Below are 15,755 nucleotides of genomic sequence, written 5' to 3'. Positions count from 1 at the left end.
ACGCTAAGGCACTCACCTCTTTCCAACGGACATGCCCAAGATCGCTTTACTGCAGCTGACGGCTCATACCACTCCAGCTGAGAACCTGAGCAAAACCGAAGCTGCGATTCGTGAAGCTGCAGCTAAGGGTGCCCAAATCATCTGCACCCAGGAGCTCTTCACGACTGAGTACTTTTGCACCACGCAAGACACCGAGAACTTTGATCTCGCCGATCCAATTCCTGGGCCAATCACCGAGGCGCACTGTGCGCTCGCCGCAGAGCTAAGCGTGGTCATCGTGGCTAGTGGCTTTGAGAAGCGCGCCACTGGCCTCTATCACAACACCGCTTGGGTATGCGATGCCGATGGTTCCTACCTTGGGCACTACCGCAAGATGCACATCCCTCAGGATCCTGGGTTTGAGGAAAAATTCTACTTCACACCAGGCGACCTTGGTTACAAAGCCTTCGACACACAATTCGGCAAGCTAGGCGTGCTTATCTGTTGGGACCAATGGTACCCGGAGGCCGCACGCCTGACATCCCTGCTAGGCGCGGAGGTTTTAATCTACCCTACCGCCATCGGCTGGCTTCCGGAGGAGAAAGAGGAACTTGGCGAGGCCCAACACCACGCCTGGCGCGCAGTACAATGCGGGCACGCGGTTGCCAATGCCTGCTACGTCGTTGCGATCAATCGCACTGGCACCGAAGGAGACTCCGAATTTTGGGGGCAATCCTTTGTATCCAACCACTACGGCCAAGTCATCGCTGAGGCCCCCGTCAGTGATGAAACAATCCTCACCGCGGAACTCGACCTCCAAGCCCTCGAGGAACACCGCCGCATTTGGCCCTTCTTCCGCGACCGCCGTATTGACTCATACAGCGACATTACCCAACGCTTCATCGATTGATCCATGAATCTCGATTTTCTCAACATTGAGGGCCACACGCAGAAGCCAGCGGCTGAAGCCGCTCCACGCGACTTCCGCTGGCCCGCTGAGTGGGAGCCCCAAGACGCCGTTTGGTTCACCTGGCCCCACCGCAGCGATACCTGGCCGGCCAAGAAGCTCAGCAGCATTCAAAAACAATTCGCAGATTTTATCGCTCTCATCTCACGCACGCAGCCGGTGTCAATCAATGTCGCCGCGCCACACCACTCCGCAGTCCTAGAAGCACTCAAGATCGCCCATGCCGAGCTCGATCACATCACCCTACATGACCATCCGTCCAATGATGTCTGGTGCCGCGATCATGGCGCCACATTCGTTGTCGACCAATCAAGTAAGCAGCTCCACGGCATCGACTGGCATTTCAATGCATGGGGTGGCAAGTTTCCGCCATGGGAACTAGACGACCAGGTCGCCGCCAAGATGGCGTCTGCTATCAGCGCTGAGACCACGCGTTCTTCAATCTTTCTCGAAGGTGGTGCTATCGAAGGCAATGGCGCAGGCGTCGTTCTCACGACTGAAGCCGTAGCTCTCAACCCCAACCGCAACCCTGAGCTCAGTAAACAAGATATCGAGCAAGAACTGCAGCGCTGCCTAGGTGCAAGCTCCATCTTCTGGCTGCCATCTGGAATCGAGGGAGATGATACCGATGGCCACATCGACGACCTCACCAGATTCGTTGCCGAAGACATGATTGTCTCGATCGAAGACCTCAACCCAAAGTCGCCGAATTACCGAGTGCTTCAAACCAACCTTGAGCTTCTCCAAGACCTGAAAACTGCCAGTGGATCGAATGTGGAAACAATCCCACTTCCCATGCCTGATCCCCTACGTGCCGACCAGTGGAGGCTCGACACCTTACCTGCAAGCTACGCCAATTTTCTCATTCTCAACCAATTGGTTCTCGTGCCTACCTTTGATCAAAGCCGCAACGACGATCGAGCGTGCGGCATGCTCAGGGAGCTCTTCCCCAGCCGCGAAGTCGTCGGGATCGATTGCAGTGAAATCCTTTGGGAAGGCGGCGCCATCCATTGTCTCAGCCAACAACAACCATCCGTCACCTAGCAATCTAGCCTCACGCTCTGGTGGGCACAAAATCCACTTGGCAGCTTCAACAATCTTGGGCACACTCCGCGCCATGCTGACACCTGAGGAAAAGCAACGCTACGCGCGCCACTTCACTCTCCCTGAACTCGGAGAAACCGGCCAAGAAAAGCTCAAAGCTGGCTCAGTTCTCTGTATTGGCACCGGCGGTCTGGGGTCTCCAGCCGCCATGTACCTCGCAGCCGCTGGCGTCGGAAAGATAGGGTTGGTCGACTCAGACCATGTCGAGCCCTCGAACCTCCAGCGACAGATCATCCACGGCGAGTCGTGGATTGGCAAACCGAAGCTAGAAAGTGCGAAGCATCGCCTCCTTGAGATCAACCCCCACATCGAAGTGGTGACTCACGACGCCCGCTTCACTGCCAAAAATGCGCGTGAAATTGCCGAGCCCTACGACATCATCATCGATGGTACCGACAACTTCCCCACCCGCTACCTCAGTAACGACCTCGCCTACTTCACTGGCAAACCAAATGTCTACGGCTCGATCTTCCGCTTTGAAGGACAGGTTTCAGTCTTCGCTCCGCACCTCGGCGGCCCGTGCTATCGCTGCATGCTCCCGAATCCTCCTGACCCAGGTACGGTGCCCAGCTGCGCAGAGGCTGGCGTGCTCGGCGTCCTTCCCGGCATCATCGGCTCCTTGCAGGCGATGGAAGCAATCAAGCTCATCGCCGGTATCGGCACACCACCAACTGGCAAGCTAGTCCACTACGACGCCCTCAACACCACGTTCCGCAACTTCACCCTCCGCAAAGACCCTGAATGCATCCTCTGCGGTCCAAACCCAAGCGTCACTGACCTCATCGACTACGATGGCTTCTGTGGCGTTCCCAATACCGAATCTATGAAAGAAATCACTGTTCAAGAACTCGCCACAGCCCTCAAGCAAGGGCTCGATGGCATCCTGGTAGACGTGCGTACCCCAGAAGAATGGGATGCTGCTAAACTGGATGGAACAATCCACATTCCGCTTCAAGAGCTTCCTAACCGCTACAGCGAACTCCCAAGCGACCAAAAGATTTACATCCACTGCAAGGCCGGGGGCCGCAGCGCCAAGGCATGCCAATTTCTCGAAGCCCAAGGGTACTCCGACCTAACTAATGTCAAAGGTGGCATCGACGCCTGGCGCACCCTGATCGACCCCACGCTGCCAATGGCATGAATCGAGGTGGGCTGAGGGAAACAACCCAGCCCTCTCGCCTTCACTCGACCCTGATCCAGACTTCATTGCGGCGGAAAAACTCGGGAATCCACGGTGGGTTATACAAGGCAAAGCTCGGCTCTGACACAGCGGTCAGTGCGTTTTTCTCAATGAAAGCACGCAGCTTCGCAATTGCAGCTTCACGAGATTCTTTTTTATACGATCCCTTGTAGCGAGCCGCAACGATCAGGCCTTCCGGAATACTATCTAGCGATACTTCCGCATTGCTAGGGTTCGGAATTCCAGCATCGACGACTGCTTGCGGCACAATGAAACTCATCGTCTGTTGCTGCGCTGCAGCCCCACCATCACCAGGAGCCATGATCACTGGCGCAGTCATTGCAATTTTCTGCTCCTTGTCATTTTGTTTACTAATGTACCCAGCAAGCTTACGAAAACTATTATTTCGTCCTGAATGGTCACCCATCTTTGTGGTGACAATGTGCAAGGTCTTGTAGCGGCGTAACTCCACGCCTTCCTCATTCTGCACCAATTCAAATTCTGGTTTCTCAATAGCGCTGGCGGGTAGAAGCATCGCAATACATAATAAAAAGGTAGTGAAGGTTATTTTCATAGGCCTGATAGACGGTGATAAATTTCTAGAGTAAAGGTAGCTCGATATGGTTGACCTGCCAACAAATATCGCGCATTATTCCTCACTCCTTAAACTATGAGTCAGAGCAAAAGCGACATCATCCAATCCATTCTCAACACACTTCAATCTGACCTTGATGTACTGCGTCGAGCGGCACTAGAGACCCATGAAAACTCAACAGACTCTCAAAGCCAACAAGAAGGAAAATATGACACGCGCGGCCTGGAAGCCTCATATCTAGCAGAGGCCCAAGCTGCCAAAGTCAACCTGCTAGAGGAACAGATCGGAATCATCGAAAGACTCGTACTCGACCTCGATGATGATGCGCCGATTGCACCGGGCGCGATGTGCACTATCAGCACAGATACAGATGCATATGGCTACCTGCTACTACCAGCTGGAGGTGGCCTAAGAGTCGAATTTCAAGGGATGGTATTCACTGTAATCACGCCTGACTCACCGATTGGTTCAGCTCTTCTTGGCGAGGTGATTGGTGCCGATGTGAAAATGCCAGATGGCTCAGACGGCTTCATCGACGACATTTGGTAATGGTCATCCATTTCTCCGGCTAGACTCCATCGCCATTCATCCCTTCTCCTTCACTTTCTTCATACCCGTCGAGGATCTTACACTCTTCGGCAACCAGTTTGGGATCGACCTTCTTCCATGGTTGCACGAACAAGGTCTTACCACCGCCACGCTCGGCATAGTAGGCATCACACATCACAGCCACCACGTAGCCAAGTGGGATCATGTATACTGCCATTCCGAAATAATCAAATGCTAGCCACTCGGTAAGCCACAAAGTCGTCGCATTGCCGACAACCAACAAGGCTAAACCATGCACAAACTTTTGCTTGTAGAGGTGCCCAAGACCAGGGACCACACTGAGTGTGGCGGCCACGATGTTTTTGTCCACATGATTGAAGGCGAGGGAAAGCTGACTGCGTGTGTTCATGATTCCAGAAAAAGTTGAAGCATAGAATAGCACGCAGCTTACTCCTCCGCTAGCTTGATCTCCACTCACGTAAATTCTCATGTTGGAAACGGAAGCCCTCATCCACCAACCTACTCGGAAGTACCCAACGACTTTTTAATACCAATTCCGTTTCCGTACGCATGAAAAATGCACCGATCTCTAGCATCCAAGCCCGCGCTGACAAACCACAGGGCCGATTCACACTATCGCGTACTTCCCCCATAAGTTGAGCGTTCGGCAAGGGCTCAGGAGCACTCAAATTATAGGTCCCGTAAGCTTGCTTGTTTCCTAGCAACCACTCGACAGCTCGAGCGAAGTCAAGGTCGCTAATCCAGCTCACCATCTGTTGACCACTTCCCATCGTCCCGCCTAGACCACGCCTGGCAAGCCCCTGCATCACTGGCCAGACGGTCTTCGCCTCCTGACTCATAACGATAGCCGTGCGCATCGCCACTTGCCTCACACCATCGCGCTGCTGATCAAAGAATGCACTCTCCCATGCTTTTGCCACTTCAACTGAAAAGCCGGTTCCAACTTCGCCATCATCACCTTGCGGCGCGTGCTGAGCGTGCTTGTATATCGTTGCTGTACTCGCATTCAACCAAACTCTAGGAGCATGTGTGCACAGACTAACTGCCTCACCTAGCAATTCAGTGGTGTGCACCCGTGAATCTCTAATGAGCTCTCGATTACTCTGATGGTAGCGACAATTGACGCTTCGGCCACTGAGGTTCACCAAAGCATCTACCCATTCTAGAGCTTCGACCCAAGGCCCTAACTGCTTTGCGTCCCAATGCACATATTCAACACCATCGACCAAACCACTGTGAGTTCTAGCAATGCCAATCACCTTCCACCCCTTCCCTAAAAAGTGCTTAGAAAGCACTCTCCCCAAGAAACCATTTGCTCCCACGATAACGATACTCTTCATCGCTTACCGCCTTTCTCTTTGGCTGGATCTGGAAGCTGACACTGCGCCGCGGGGCCAAATAAAATATGACTAATCTTGTGTCTATTTCTAGCGACCCATCGATACCCACTACGTGCCATGGCAAGCATGCTCGGGTGAGACATAAGGCGCCCAATGCGATGGTAGCGCTTGCTCAATTGAATCAAAGCCAAGACTGCATCTGCCCCATAAAGAACCTCCAAACGGTTGATTCGAAGCACCATCTGTTCCTGTGGATCGTAGCCCTCCAACTCAGGGAACGCAACATCTACAAGCGCCTTCTGATAGGGAATAAAGTGAGGTTCAATCTCTAAAGGTTGAGCCATATACCAATGCATCAAACGACGACACATTCCACATTCCCCATCAAAGTACACTTCCATCTCTTGAATACCTCTAGTATTGTTCATTTTGTACTTTCAGTTAATTTTGAAAATTTACACCACGCCTTTTGCTCAGAGCCACTAATCACCACTCACGCTACCCCCAAAATTTTGGCTGCAAGCTTGAGTGCTGGTCCATACTTGAGCCGACCTACTTTATCTCCTACATTGCTCGCGAGCTGAGCAAACTCTTCGAGTTCCTTCATCTGTTGGTGAAATGCAAGCCCCTCGACACTCTTCGCACCCTCGGTGTTCTCGGCACAATCTTGGAGAAGAGATAAAGCCGGGTCGATCTCGCGCCTCTGACGCTCCTTTAACACTAATGTAAACATCTTCCAAACATCCTTCTCAGCCTCAAAGAACTCCTTGCGCTCACCTTTGCGGACAACGATACGAAGTAATCCCCAACCAACTAACTCTTTCAGGTTGGTATGCGCATTCCCACGACTGATCACCAATTCTTCCATCACCTGATCCGTGCTCATCGGTTCAGGGCTCACCATGAGTAAAGCATGCACTTGCGCCATCGTTCTACTGATACCCCAACTACTCCCCAAAGCCCCCCACTGTGCAATAAATGCCTCTTTGGATTGCTTCACTCCTTCATCACCTTTCATATTTTCAGTATTTACTGAAAAATAAATCCAAGTAAAGAATAATAGAATGATAATTTTTCGAAGACGCTAGTCCCCTAGGAAACTCAATCAATGAGGTGGGAGGGATTAGTGGGAAATTCCTGCTCTATTCGTAGATTTGATCCACTTTGTCAGCCTCGCCGAGAACGTCATAATGCTTGTCTTGGGTGTCTCTAGCAGAAACTTTTTGAAACACCACGACCCGGTAGATCTTGGCTGGATCTGCAGCCCCATCCACTGGGTACTCTTGCTGCCAAGCGCGCACTGCAACCCAGTCCTGACTCTCATCAAAAGAAGCGTAGCGAATGCGGTTTTCAAACTCACAATAGAGAGAATCCCAGAGGTAGTAGGATCCCGTAGGCATCATGTAGAGCGCAGCATTTTCAGCCTCGATTTGCTCTTGAGTAGCTAAAATCCCTTGATGGAAGTTATGCGCCACATGCTTAGCAAAGACCCTGCCATTTTCTTGATTTGTCGCCCAATCGGAGGCCTCAATCACAGTTTGAGAATGGCCCCCCTGCTCCAATGGTGGCGCGATGAGCTTGAATTCCGGTCTCCCTCCTTCATGCATGATTTTTGCCCAATTCTGGTAATTCATCTGATGATGAAACATATTGAACCCTTGGAAGATGACACACGCAACACAGCATGAAACCAACGGTTTCTGAATCCTCGATCCCCAGCGCCACTTTTTGACCATCTCGCAAAGGCCCTCCAAGCCCAGTGCAGCAAGCAATGCCAGAGCTGGTGCCATTGGCATGATAAAGTGGTAATAGCCGCCTGAAGCAAACGCTCCTTTCCAGTAGATCAAAGAATGCGCCACAAAGTAAAATCCATAGCTCACAAGAATCAAACTCCAAGCATGCACCCGCCCCCTCAAGAAACAAAGGCCAATGGCTGCCAATAGACTACTAGCAAAGCCAGCTCCATAAATAAGCAATGGCACGTAATGGTAGACCGTACCACTGCCATACATCGTGGTCGGCTTGGATTCAAAATAGATCGAAAACGGCCAATGTCCAAGCATCAGGAAGGCTGCAATGTTGTAGATCAATATCGCTGAAACCGTACTAAGTGCATACAATGTATCGCGAGATATCGCCTTGGCCAAAGTCACTTCACCTCTCCCATGAGTGATCGTGCCGAATAGCTTGTGCATCAGCCCACCAGGTTGAAAGCTAAGCCAAAGCCCCCAGAGAGCAGTAAGCAAAATTCCTTCATGGCGTATTAATGAGAGATAGCCAAAGCAAAAGCCTGCCCAGTGATATCGCGACTTGAGGGCAGCCGCAATGCCCAAGATCCACACCAGCATGAAGGGAGCCTGAGTCAATACTGGATAGCAAAGCTCAGGGAACCATGACTGAAACATCAGCAATGCAGGAATTAAAAAAGCATACTTCAGGCCCAGCCTATCAGCCACTCGATAGCTCATCCAGGTAGCGAGTGCCGATAGAATGAGTGTGAATACACGCGTGGCAGTAAACCCTAATGGAGCGACCAACAAGTGTATCCAATTGCGACCTGGTCGAGTCCAGTGATTAAACAATTGCTCTGGGTTCTCCCACACTGAACGAGAAAAATAATAATGGCTGATTTCATCATCCAAAATCCAACCATCATTCATCAAAAGTCGATACAGTGGCCAAAAAAAGCCTACGATGAAGATGAGTGCAAACCATGACTTCTGTGGCTTCGTGGCCAGTCCTGATGCAGTCGAATTCCCCGACATCATCTTATTTGTCATGAATTGAATTGTCGTCGGTCTCACACAACATGAACGGAGAAGACTTACGACGGAAAAATCCGTACTTCAAAATGCAGTAGATCGCGCGCACTCCGTCTTTCCACCCGATGTGCTTACCTTCCGAGAAGCTTCGTGGGTAGTAGGATATGGCTACCTCCATCACCCGAAAATCGTGCCTTGCTATCTTTGCTGTCACCTCAGGCTCAAAACCAAAACGGTTCTCTTCAATCGTCAGTCCTTGAATCACTTCACGTCTAAATGCTTTGTAGCATGTCTCCATGTCCGTCACATACATGTTGGTCACCATATTCGAGAGGGTCGTGAGGAAGCGATTCCCCATGGTATGCCAGAAGGTGAGCACACGTCGTGGGTTGTCTTTTAAGTAGCGTGAACCGTAACAAACATCACAACTGCCATCAATCAAAGGCCGAACCACTAATTCAAATTCTCGAGGGTCGTACTCCAAATCAGCATCCTGCACGATCGCATACGGGAGGCGTGCCGCCTGGAAGCCAGTGCGCAGGGCGGCTCCCTTACCTTGATTCACATCGTGTCGAAGAAGCTGTAACTGAGGAAACTCAGAGCACAAGCGCTCTACAACCTCCGCGGTGCGATCGCCAGAGCAATCATCAACCACGATCACCTCACCCACCAAATCCACAGCAAACACAGAGCGAATGACCTGCTCAACCGTGCTCTCTTCATTGTATGATGGGATGATGACACTTAGTGGGCGTTCGATTGGATCGTTAGAGTTCATATGAAATTGTGCTGATAGATAGAATGTGCAGCAGTAGGTTGTTAGCTAGCGAAAACCAAGAATTTTCTGGCAACGAAATTGACCAATGCAGAACTCACGGCAAACGTGCCAGCTGCCATCCAGTTTGGAAACCCGCATTCGACAATGTACATCTTACCAAGCTCCCCACCGACAAAACTAACAAACGAAATACCTGTGAACACAGATATCTCAGCCCAGAAGCCGTAGCGACCTGTTTGAAAGACCAGCCAACGGTTCGCAAAGTAGGCAAAAAGGTTCGCAGGAACAAAAGCCGTGAATAATGCAATACGCAGGTTGTGCTGCCGGACTTCAGTGGCTTGATCTTCAGACAAGAATTCAGGAGCATAGACGTGAAATGCCACCACCACAGCGAATAAAATAACCGTGGAAATTCCACCACAAAGGCTATATTTAATAAATTGCGCCCAAACAGGAGCTTCTTTACGCGCCAGCACCTGTAACATGGTGCGGGGATGCCTCAGGCAGAACCATAAGCTCGGAGCATCATTCGTTGCAGGGTTAGGCATCGTCAATGTGTGCTTCTGATACAAAAAAAGCGTAGCTGAGAGACTCCCCACGCTACGCTCATTCGTTGTTTATCTGGCGGGCAGTGTCGCGTGCCCACCTAGCCCGAGGCATTAGCCGCCGATCTCAGTACGGCCAGAAAGCACTGCGCCTTCTTCCATGCTGAGCATCTTGGTTTTGATGTCACCTTCGAGTTTCGAGTTTGACTTTAGCTCACAACGTTCTGAGCTGATTGTGCCTTCAACTTTACCGTAAAGCTTTACTTCACCAGCTTTGATATCGCCCTTGATTGTCGCATTCTCACCAATGGTCACCTTGCCTTTGTCTGAGGTGATTTCACCATCGATTTTACCGTCGATAATCATGTCGTTTGAGAACTTGATAGAACCTGTGATTTCAATACCACTTGCGAGAACATTTGTTGCGTTTGCCATAACTACCGATAAAACATCATAATTTGATTCTCAGGGCAAGGATCCATTTATGAAACCAATGCATCCTTTCATCCAGCCTAAGCCTCTTCTTCGTTGAGGTGGAATTCTGCCCACTCGACCACTTCATTCAACTGCTCGACAGCAGGATTCAGAAGTTCATCAAATTCTGGAGCCTCAGTGGTATAGCGAAAGCCGATCAATGGTCCACCGTGATGGATATCAGGCTCTTCTTCAGCTTCAGCAGAAACACAAGTGTAGTACCAATCGAGGATCCCCTCCTTAGTATCCGGATTCCATTGAGCGATGAGCTCGATAGTCGACATAGGATCCTCAACTCCATCAGCCTCTTGACGCTCGATGTCTTCATCATCACAATCGATGCCTGTCACCATCTCGATGTTAGTATCTTCTGGGTTTTCCCCGAGGAGTTCCTCAACATCCATGTAGTCCTGTGAACCTAGTTTGATCGTTGTCATCATGTATCACAGAGTGCCCGATCCACGCGCCGACACAAGCGAGAATTCACAAACATTATGACACAAAAAAAGCGCCTCGAGTGAGGCGCTTTCAGAAAGTTGCTTAGAATCGTATTCTAGCCGTTGTTAGTCACTCGCATCGGCATGATCACATAGAGGAATGAACCTTCAATACGAATCACACCTGGGCTCATCTCATCAATCAAATCTAGATACACATCATCTGCATCAAGACTCTTGAGTGGTGCCATCAAGAATTCCGGATTGAACGCGATCGCAAACTCAGCACCCGAATAGGTCACGTCGACTCGCTCAGTTGCCTCACCCACATCTTGAGTATTCGCCATCACATCAATAGAATTGGCACCAAAGGTGAGTTTCACAGAATTCGACTTATCCGAGGCAATCAAAGAAACACGACGTACTGTCTCAAGGAAGGCTTCGCGGTTCACTTGAATACGCTCAGAAGTGTTATTAGGAATCACCTGACGGTAATTTGGGTAATTGCCCTCAATCAACTTCGATACAAGAAAGCTACCGTTAATTTCGAAAGCAATCTGCGACTCAGAGAGACGAATCACCACCTCACCTTTGTTGGACAAGAGGCGCTGAAGCTCAGTCACTGCCTTCGAAGGGATAATCACATCAGCCTCATGGCTCGCTGGGAACTCCAAGTCATTTTCAACCATTGCGAGTCGTCTACCATCGGTAGCAACGAGTGTGATCTTTCCATCCTTGAAGGAAGTAAAAATACCATTCAACACATAACGGGTTTCATCCGTAGAAATCGCATAGGATGTCTTCTTCAAGGAATCGAGAAGCATCTCTTGTGAAATCTTGTACTCTTTTGAGTCGTCGAACTTTGGAAGTGGAGGGAACTCGTCCTCACCGAGCCCGATGATTTTGAAAAATGATGGGCCGGACTTGATGCTCGCGTGGTTCTTGCTGTCAATTGAGATTTCTACATCTTCCGCTGGAAGCTCACGAATGATAGACACTAGGCGTTTCGCTGGTAGCGTTGTGGCTCCCTCTTTCTCAATGTCTGCCATCACAGTTCCGCTGACACCCACATCGAGGTCGGTCGTGGTTAAAGTAAGCTGGCTGCCCTTTGCCTCAATGAGTACGTTAGATAAAATCGGCAGGGTGGTTCGGCTACTCACTACGTGCTGCACTTGCTGCAGTGCATCGAGGAATGAGAGTTTGGAAATAGTAAATTTCATGAGTTCGACTGAGCTTGAGTTGGTTCGGCCTGCGCTTGAATCTGCGCAGTCAATGATCACATTGATAAATTGAACTCTCCTCAAACAAAGGCAAGTCTCATTTGCGAAAAATCACGGCTAAATACCCATGTGGCACCGACATCGGTTACCACATACTACATATAGTGCCTAGGCAGCAGCAACTGAATCGCTCAGCACGCTGCGCGATGCACGTTAACGCTGAAGCATTGCGTCCAATAAATCCACAGTATCACGAACCAAGGACTCCTTTTGAATGCGCTGCTCTACCTTCTTCACCGCATGAATCACAGTGCCGTGATCACGACCACCAAAGGCGTCACCAATTTCCATTAAGGATGATTGAGTCATTTTGCGACTGAGGTACATTGCCACTTGTCTAGCAAATGCAATATTTGCAGGGCGGCGTCTGCTACTCATGTCAGCGAGACGAATATCAAAATGCTCAGAGACCGCTTTCTGGATGGCATCTATACTAACCTGCTTGGATCCCTCTTCACGCAGGATATCACGCAAAAGACTCTCCGCACGATCAACATCGATCGATGAACTCCCAAGCGATGCAAAGGTTGCCAATCGCACCAAGGCCCCCTCCAAGCGGCGCACATTACTGCGAATGCGCTCAGCCACGAAACGGACTACTTCATCTGAGAGTTTCACGTCCCAGTCATCCATTTTCTTCTGCAGAATCGCAACGCGAGTCTCCATAGTTGGTGGCTGCATTTCAACAGTTAGGCCACTTTCAAAACGAGAAATCAAGCGCGGCTCAAATTTCTTAATTTCGCAAGCTGGACGATCACTAGTGAGAACGATTTGGCTCTGCAGATCCAACAAGGTATTAAAAGTATGGAAGAACTCTTCTTGAGAACGCTCCTTACCAGCCAGAAATTGTATATCGTCGATCAATAAAACATCGGCCTTGCGGTAACGATTACGAAACTTCTCGAGATCCCCCTTCTTTACCGAGTCAATGAACTCGTTGGTGAACTTTTCCGATGTGCGGTACACAACCTTAGCTTCGGGGTTCTCCCTCACGATACGGTTGCCTACAGCCTGCATCAAGTGAGTCTTCCCCAAGCCGGAACTACCGTGAATGAACAGAGGATTGTAGGTGACTCCAGAACCTGTGGCAATCGCAGTACACGCAGCGTGAGCAAACTCGCTATTCTGCCCCACCACAAAACGCATGAAATTGAACAGCGGGTTGAGCCCAATGCTCTTCAGTTTCTTGTCCATGGCTGGGTCCGCTTTCTGCGTCTTCACTGAGTGAGGCGCTGCGGCATTCGGGCTCTCCACGCGTTCCTCCTCCATTCCCTCAACTGTCACGCGTGCCACCACTGAGGCGTCCAACACCTGAGAAACTGCTGATTGAAGCTCAGGCATAAAGTTAGTCTCAACCCACACCTGGTGGATGTCACTAGGTACCTCCACACAAACTTCGTTCTCACTGAGCTCGACGCATCGTGCGCCGCTAAACCAACGCTCATAAGCATCCGCGCTTAAAAGTTTTTGCAAATGAATTGATACTGCATTCCATACTTTATCCTCATGCGTGTTCGCGCTCTCTCTATCCTCAGCAGTATTCGTTTTATTCATGTGTGTGTAGCTCCAATATCAAGGTTTTTTATTGGGAACCAGAATGTGCAATTTTCGTCACATATCTGCCCCTCGGGGGTGAAGAGGGTTTTACTCTAATTTTTAAAGCTCTGGCCAAAACTTTTTATAATTTATCAACCAGATAAATAAAATTTTACGTTTCCACAAGAGTTCCACGGCGATCAAAAAATACTGACTTGACTCTACATAAAGTTAAGATTGGTTAACTATCTCCAAATCACCTGTTAGACATCTAACATTCTACCGCAAGTCACTATAATTCAATAGACAACAACCAAAACAACCAATCTAAACCAAACTTCTACTTATGACCTATTAGCCACTAGTTAAACGTCTGTAAGCCCATGAAAAATAAAGTCCCTAGCGAGAAAACGAAGTGATCTATAGCTCGTTATCAAATTCAATTCACAAAACCACTAACAGGGAATTTGCCATCGACTATTTTTTTTGCAATTCACTCAATTTGAAGCATCGCAGCGTTATGCAATATGAGTCAAATAGATGGAACTCATGAAAATCACCTCCTCCTGAGCGAAGAGTGTTTCAGCATCAGTCATTTAGAAGGTTTAAAAACACCAAACACGACAGTCACAAGTACCGTTAACACCGTGGTAATCGGGTAGAACCATGCGAAACTCACTTCAGGCCGTGACTCTTTGATTTGTTGAAAACAATCCCAGCCTAAAGCGTCTGCAAGGTTGTATATATCTACCTGCATGTATGCACTCAGCATGACAGAGGCAACAGTGCCGATCACAAGGCCAATGCGAGACCATGGCAATCGATTAGAAAACAAGGCGATGATCAGAATCGCTAATAATGGACCATAGGTGTAGCTCACCATACGGAAGGCCAAACCGATCAGGCTACGATCTCCTCCTTCTGCATAGTAATTACTGCTCAAGAGCAAACTAGTTCCTGATAAAACCACTGCCCAGATCACCACCAAGGCTCGTGACTTACGAACGATACTTGCGTCACTTCCGTGCTCATCAATGTACTTCTGTCCGTAATAAGCTGAGAGCGTGGTCTGAGAGAGGGCCGCTAAAATAGAGTCTAAACTAGAAACAGCAGCAGCAAAAGCGCCTGCTACAATAAGCCCTTTGATTCCCGTAGGCAGAACAGTGACGATCCAAACTGGAAAAGCATTACTACTGTCCTGCTCCATCAATGCCATCTCTGCAGGAGTGGCTTCGTGGATTAAATACCAAGCGAATAAGCCAGAGCCCACGGCCAACATCATGAGGGTGATGCACTGAGAAACGCTACTCCAAAGCATCGCCTTACGGGCGTCTCCAGGAGTTCCACAACAAAAGATCCGTTGTGCATTGAGCTGGTCAGTCCCAAATGCCGCAAGATTCTGGAAAGGCATGGCGATGATCGCGACCCAAAAGGTAAAATTAACGGCTGGATCCGTGCTAAAGTTGAACACACGCATCTTATCAATCGTTTCCCCGTCCACCATGACGGAACGATTCATCTCTATGATTTGCTGTGTGCCTAGCTCCGACCAGAGCCAGTAGAGTGAGAAAAGGCCACCCACAATAAAGACACAAAACTGCATCACATCAGTCCAAATCACCGTTCGCATGCCGCCCATTAAAGTCCACCCCAAGGCAAAAGCTCCAATGATCAAAATACAATAACTCATGTCCATGCCAGTGACGGCTTTGAGTATGATCGCTGTCACGAGAACACGAACCGACTGACCAAGAATAGCCCCTAAGCTAAACAAGCCAGTCACTAATCGTTTCACCGACTCACCTAGTTTGTGCCCCATAAAATCATAGGGGCTAAAAATTTCGCGTTGGTAATAGATGGGCACGAGGTAATACCCCACAATGAAACGAGCAATTATTGAGCCCAATCCCCACTGCAGATAGGTCCAGTCGCCCTTCAATGCGAATACCATTCCGGGCACGCCAATAAAGGTAAGAGCACTAATCTCTGTAGCAATGATTGATCCGCTCACCGCCCACCACGGCAATGACTTCCCACCTAGGAAAAAGTCTTTGATGGTTGCTTGTTGCCCTCTTAATAAGTGCCCCACCCAGGTGGTTAAAGCCATGTAGAGAAACACCACACCCCAGTCAATGAGGCCAAAGTTCTTCGCAATCTCATCCATACCTGCATAGCACTACCAAGTGAGATCGACGAAGTCGACATGAA

At 49.5% G+C, this 15,755-nt stretch carries 17 protein-coding genes; 4 read left to right on the top strand and 13 right to left on the bottom strand.

Features of this window, described 5'->3' with window-relative positions; genetic code table 11:
* The first annotated feature begins 31 nt into the window (after positions 1 to 31).
* From F454_RS0102050 to moeB, 3 genes are all read left to right on the top strand, one after another.
* Positions 32 to 889: a carbon-nitrogen hydrolase gene (locus tag F454_RS0102050; RefSeq protein ID WP_018968957.1), complete on the top strand. Its 858-nt coding sequence runs from the start codon at positions 32 to 34 to the stop codon at positions 887 to 889.
* Positions 890 to 892: 3 nt separating this feature from the next.
* A complete protein-coding gene (locus F454_RS0102045) occupies positions 893 to 1,990 on the top strand; it encodes an agmatine deiminase family protein (protein WP_018968956.1) in 1,098 nt (365 codons plus the stop codon).
* Between the two features lie 73 nt (positions 1,991 to 2,063).
* Entirely contained in the window at positions 2,064 to 3,191 is a 1,128-nt protein-coding gene (gene moeB / locus F454_RS0102040) for a molybdopterin-synthase adenylyltransferase MoeB (RefSeq protein ID WP_051083276.1), read from the top strand.
* Between the two features lie 40 nt (positions 3,192 to 3,231).
* Here the strand turns inward: moeB and F454_RS0102035 are convergent, their stop codons facing one another.
* Positions 3,232 to 3,804 carry an SOUL family heme-binding protein gene (locus F454_RS0102035; protein WP_083912851.1) on the bottom strand — a complete coding sequence of 191 codons (573 nt, stop codon included), beginning with the start codon at positions 3,802 to 3,804 and terminating at the stop codon, positions 3,232 to 3,234.
* A 96-nt stretch (positions 3,805 to 3,900) separates the two neighbouring features.
* Here F454_RS0102035 and F454_RS0102030 point away from each other — a divergent pair, with 96 nt between their 5' ends.
* Positions 3,901 to 4,374: a hypothetical protein gene (locus F454_RS0102030; RefSeq protein WP_018968953.1), complete on the top strand. Its 474-nt coding sequence runs from the start codon at positions 3,901 to 3,903 to the stop codon at positions 4,372 to 4,374.
* A gap of 19 nt (positions 4,375 to 4,393) precedes the next feature.
* Here F454_RS0102030 and F454_RS0102025 read toward each other — a convergent pair whose 3' ends face one another.
* The 12 genes from F454_RS0102025 to F454_RS0101970 all read right to left on the bottom strand — a co-directional run bounded on the left by F454_RS0102025 (position 4,394) and on the right by F454_RS0101970 (position 15,711).
* Positions 4,394 to 4,783, bottom strand: coding sequence for a hypothetical protein (locus F454_RS0102025; protein WP_018968952.1), 390 nt, complete (start codon positions 4,781 to 4,783; stop codon positions 4,394 to 4,396).
* 49 nt (positions 4,784 to 4,832) lie between these two features.
* On the bottom strand, positions 4,833 to 5,735 hold the full coding sequence (locus F454_RS0102020) for a TIGR01777 family oxidoreductase (protein ID WP_018968951.1): 903 nt from the start codon (positions 5,733 to 5,735) through the stop codon (positions 4,833 to 4,835).
* Positions 5,732 to 6,163 carry a thiol-disulfide oxidoreductase DCC family protein gene (locus tag F454_RS13840; protein ID WP_018968950.1) on the bottom strand — a complete coding sequence of 144 codons (432 nt, stop codon included), beginning with the start codon at positions 6,161 to 6,163 and terminating at the stop codon, positions 5,732 to 5,734. The genes F454_RS0102020 and F454_RS13840 overlap by 4 nt, the downstream gene beginning before the upstream one ends.
* A 65-nt stretch (positions 6,164 to 6,228) precedes the next feature.
* Positions 6,229 to 6,753, bottom strand: a complete 525-nt coding sequence (locus F454_RS0102010; protein ID WP_018968949.1) for a GbsR/MarR family transcriptional regulator — start codon at positions 6,751 to 6,753, stop codon at positions 6,229 to 6,231.
* 124 nt (positions 6,754 to 6,877) lie between these two features.
* A complete protein-coding gene (locus F454_RS0102005) occupies positions 6,878 to 8,515 on the bottom strand; it encodes a hypothetical protein (RefSeq protein WP_018968948.1) in 1,638 nt (545 codons plus the stop codon).
* Positions 8,505 to 9,275 (bottom strand): glycosyltransferase family 2 protein, encoded by a 771-nt coding sequence (locus tag F454_RS0102000; protein WP_018968947.1) that lies wholly within the window; start codon positions 9,273 to 9,275, stop codon positions 8,505 to 8,507. The genes F454_RS0102005 and F454_RS0102000 overlap by 11 nt, the downstream gene beginning before the upstream one ends.
* Positions 9,276 to 9,316: 41 nt before the next feature.
* Positions 9,317 to 9,823: a GtrA family protein gene (locus F454_RS0101995; protein WP_083912850.1), complete on the bottom strand. Its 507-nt coding sequence runs from the start codon at positions 9,821 to 9,823 to the stop codon at positions 9,317 to 9,319.
* Positions 9,824 to 9,934: 111 nt separating this feature from the next.
* Positions 9,935 to 10,255 carry a bactofilin family protein gene (locus F454_RS0101990; protein WP_018968945.1) on the bottom strand — a complete coding sequence of 107 codons (321 nt, stop codon included), beginning with the start codon at positions 10,253 to 10,255 and terminating at the stop codon, positions 9,935 to 9,937.
* 77 nt (positions 10,256 to 10,332) lie between these two features.
* The gene (locus tag F454_RS0101985) at positions 10,333 to 10,734 is read right to left on the bottom strand and encodes a hypothetical protein (RefSeq protein WP_156817089.1); all 402 of its coding nucleotides are present in this window, start codon (positions 10,732 to 10,734) and stop codon (positions 10,333 to 10,335) included.
* A gap of 113 nt (positions 10,735 to 10,847) precedes the next feature.
* Positions 10,848 to 11,951, bottom strand: coding sequence for a DNA polymerase III subunit beta (gene dnaN, locus F454_RS0101980; protein WP_026292645.1), 1,104 nt, complete (start codon positions 11,949 to 11,951; stop codon positions 10,848 to 10,850).
* Positions 11,952 to 12,164: 213 nt separating this feature from the next.
* On the bottom strand, positions 12,165 to 13,565 hold the full coding sequence (gene dnaA, locus F454_RS0101975; protein WP_018968942.1) for a chromosomal replication initiator protein DnaA: 1,401 nt from the start codon (positions 13,563 to 13,565) through the stop codon (positions 12,165 to 12,167).
* A 574-nt stretch (positions 13,566 to 14,139) separates the two neighbouring features.
* Positions 14,140 to 15,711 carry a sodium:solute symporter family transporter gene (locus F454_RS0101970; RefSeq protein WP_018968941.1) on the bottom strand — a complete coding sequence of 524 codons (1,572 nt, stop codon included), beginning with the start codon at positions 15,709 to 15,711 and terminating at the stop codon, positions 14,140 to 14,142.
* Positions 15,712 to 15,755 lie beyond the last annotated feature (44 nt).

The sequence above is a fragment of the Rubritalea marina DSM 17716 genome (assembly GCF_000378105.1).
GTDB classification, from domain to species: Bacteria; Verrucomicrobiota; Verrucomicrobiia; order Verrucomicrobiales; family Akkermansiaceae; genus Rubritalea; species Rubritalea marina.
This window is presented reverse-complemented; position numbering and strand designations above follow the sequence as displayed.

What these genes read in the sequence shown, in the direction of transcription:
- F454_RS0101970 (WP_018968941.1), bottom strand. Translation starts at nt 15,711, where the DNA reads ATGGATGAGATTGCGAAGAACTTTGGCCTCATTGACTGGGGTGTGGTG.
- dnaA (WP_018968942.1), bottom strand. Translation starts at nt 13,565, where the DNA reads ATGAATAAAACGAATACTGCTGAGGATAGAGAGAGCGCGAACACGCAT.
- dnaN (WP_026292645.1), bottom strand. Translation starts at nt 11,951, where the DNA reads ATGAAATTTACTATTTCCAAACTCTCATTCCTCGATGCACTGCAGCAA.
- F454_RS0102010 (WP_018968949.1), bottom strand. Translation starts at nt 6,753, where the DNA reads ATGAAAGGTGATGAAGGAGTGAAGCAATCCAAAGAGGCATTTATTGCA.
- F454_RS0102020 (WP_018968951.1), bottom strand. Translation starts at nt 5,735, where the DNA reads ATGAAGAGTATCGTTATCGTGGGAGCAAATGGTTTCTTGGGGAGAGTG.
- F454_RS0101995 (WP_083912850.1), bottom strand. Translation starts at nt 9,823, where the DNA reads ATGCCTAACCCTGCAACGAATGATGCTCCGAGCTTATGGTTCTGCCTG.
- F454_RS0102025 (WP_018968952.1), bottom strand. Translation starts at nt 4,783, where the DNA reads ATGAACACACGCAGTCAGCTTTCCCTCGCCTTCAATCATGTGGACAAA.
- F454_RS0102030 (WP_018968953.1), top strand. Translation starts at nt 3,901, where the DNA reads ATGAGTCAGAGCAAAAGCGACATCATCCAATCCATTCTCAACACACTT.
- F454_RS0102000 (WP_018968947.1), bottom strand. Translation starts at nt 9,275, where the DNA reads ATGAACTCTAACGATCCAATCGAACGCCCACTAAGTGTCATCATCCCA.
- F454_RS13840 (WP_018968950.1), bottom strand. Translation starts at nt 6,163, where the DNA reads ATGAACAATACTAGAGGTATTCAAGAGATGGAAGTGTACTTTGATGGG.
- F454_RS0102050 (WP_018968957.1), top strand. Translation starts at nt 32, where the DNA reads ATGCCCAAGATCGCTTTACTGCAGCTGACGGCTCATACCACTCCAGCT.
- moeB (WP_051083276.1), top strand. Translation starts at nt 2,064, where the DNA reads ATGCTGACACCTGAGGAAAAGCAACGCTACGCGCGCCACTTCACTCTC.
- F454_RS0102045 (WP_018968956.1), top strand. Translation starts at nt 893, where the DNA reads ATGAATCTCGATTTTCTCAACATTGAGGGCCACACGCAGAAGCCAGCG.
- F454_RS0101990 (WP_018968945.1), bottom strand. Translation starts at nt 10,255, where the DNA reads ATGGCAAACGCAACAAATGTTCTCGCAAGTGGTATTGAAATCACAGGT.
- F454_RS0102035 (WP_083912851.1), bottom strand. Translation starts at nt 3,804, where the DNA reads ATGAAAATAACCTTCACTACCTTTTTATTATGTATTGCGATGCTTCTA.
- F454_RS0102005 (WP_018968948.1), bottom strand. Translation starts at nt 8,515, where the DNA reads ATGACAAATAAGATGATGTCGGGGAATTCGACTGCATCAGGACTGGCC.
- F454_RS0101985 (WP_156817089.1), bottom strand. Translation starts at nt 10,734, where the DNA reads ATGATGACAACGATCAAACTAGGTTCACAGGACTACATGGATGTTGAG.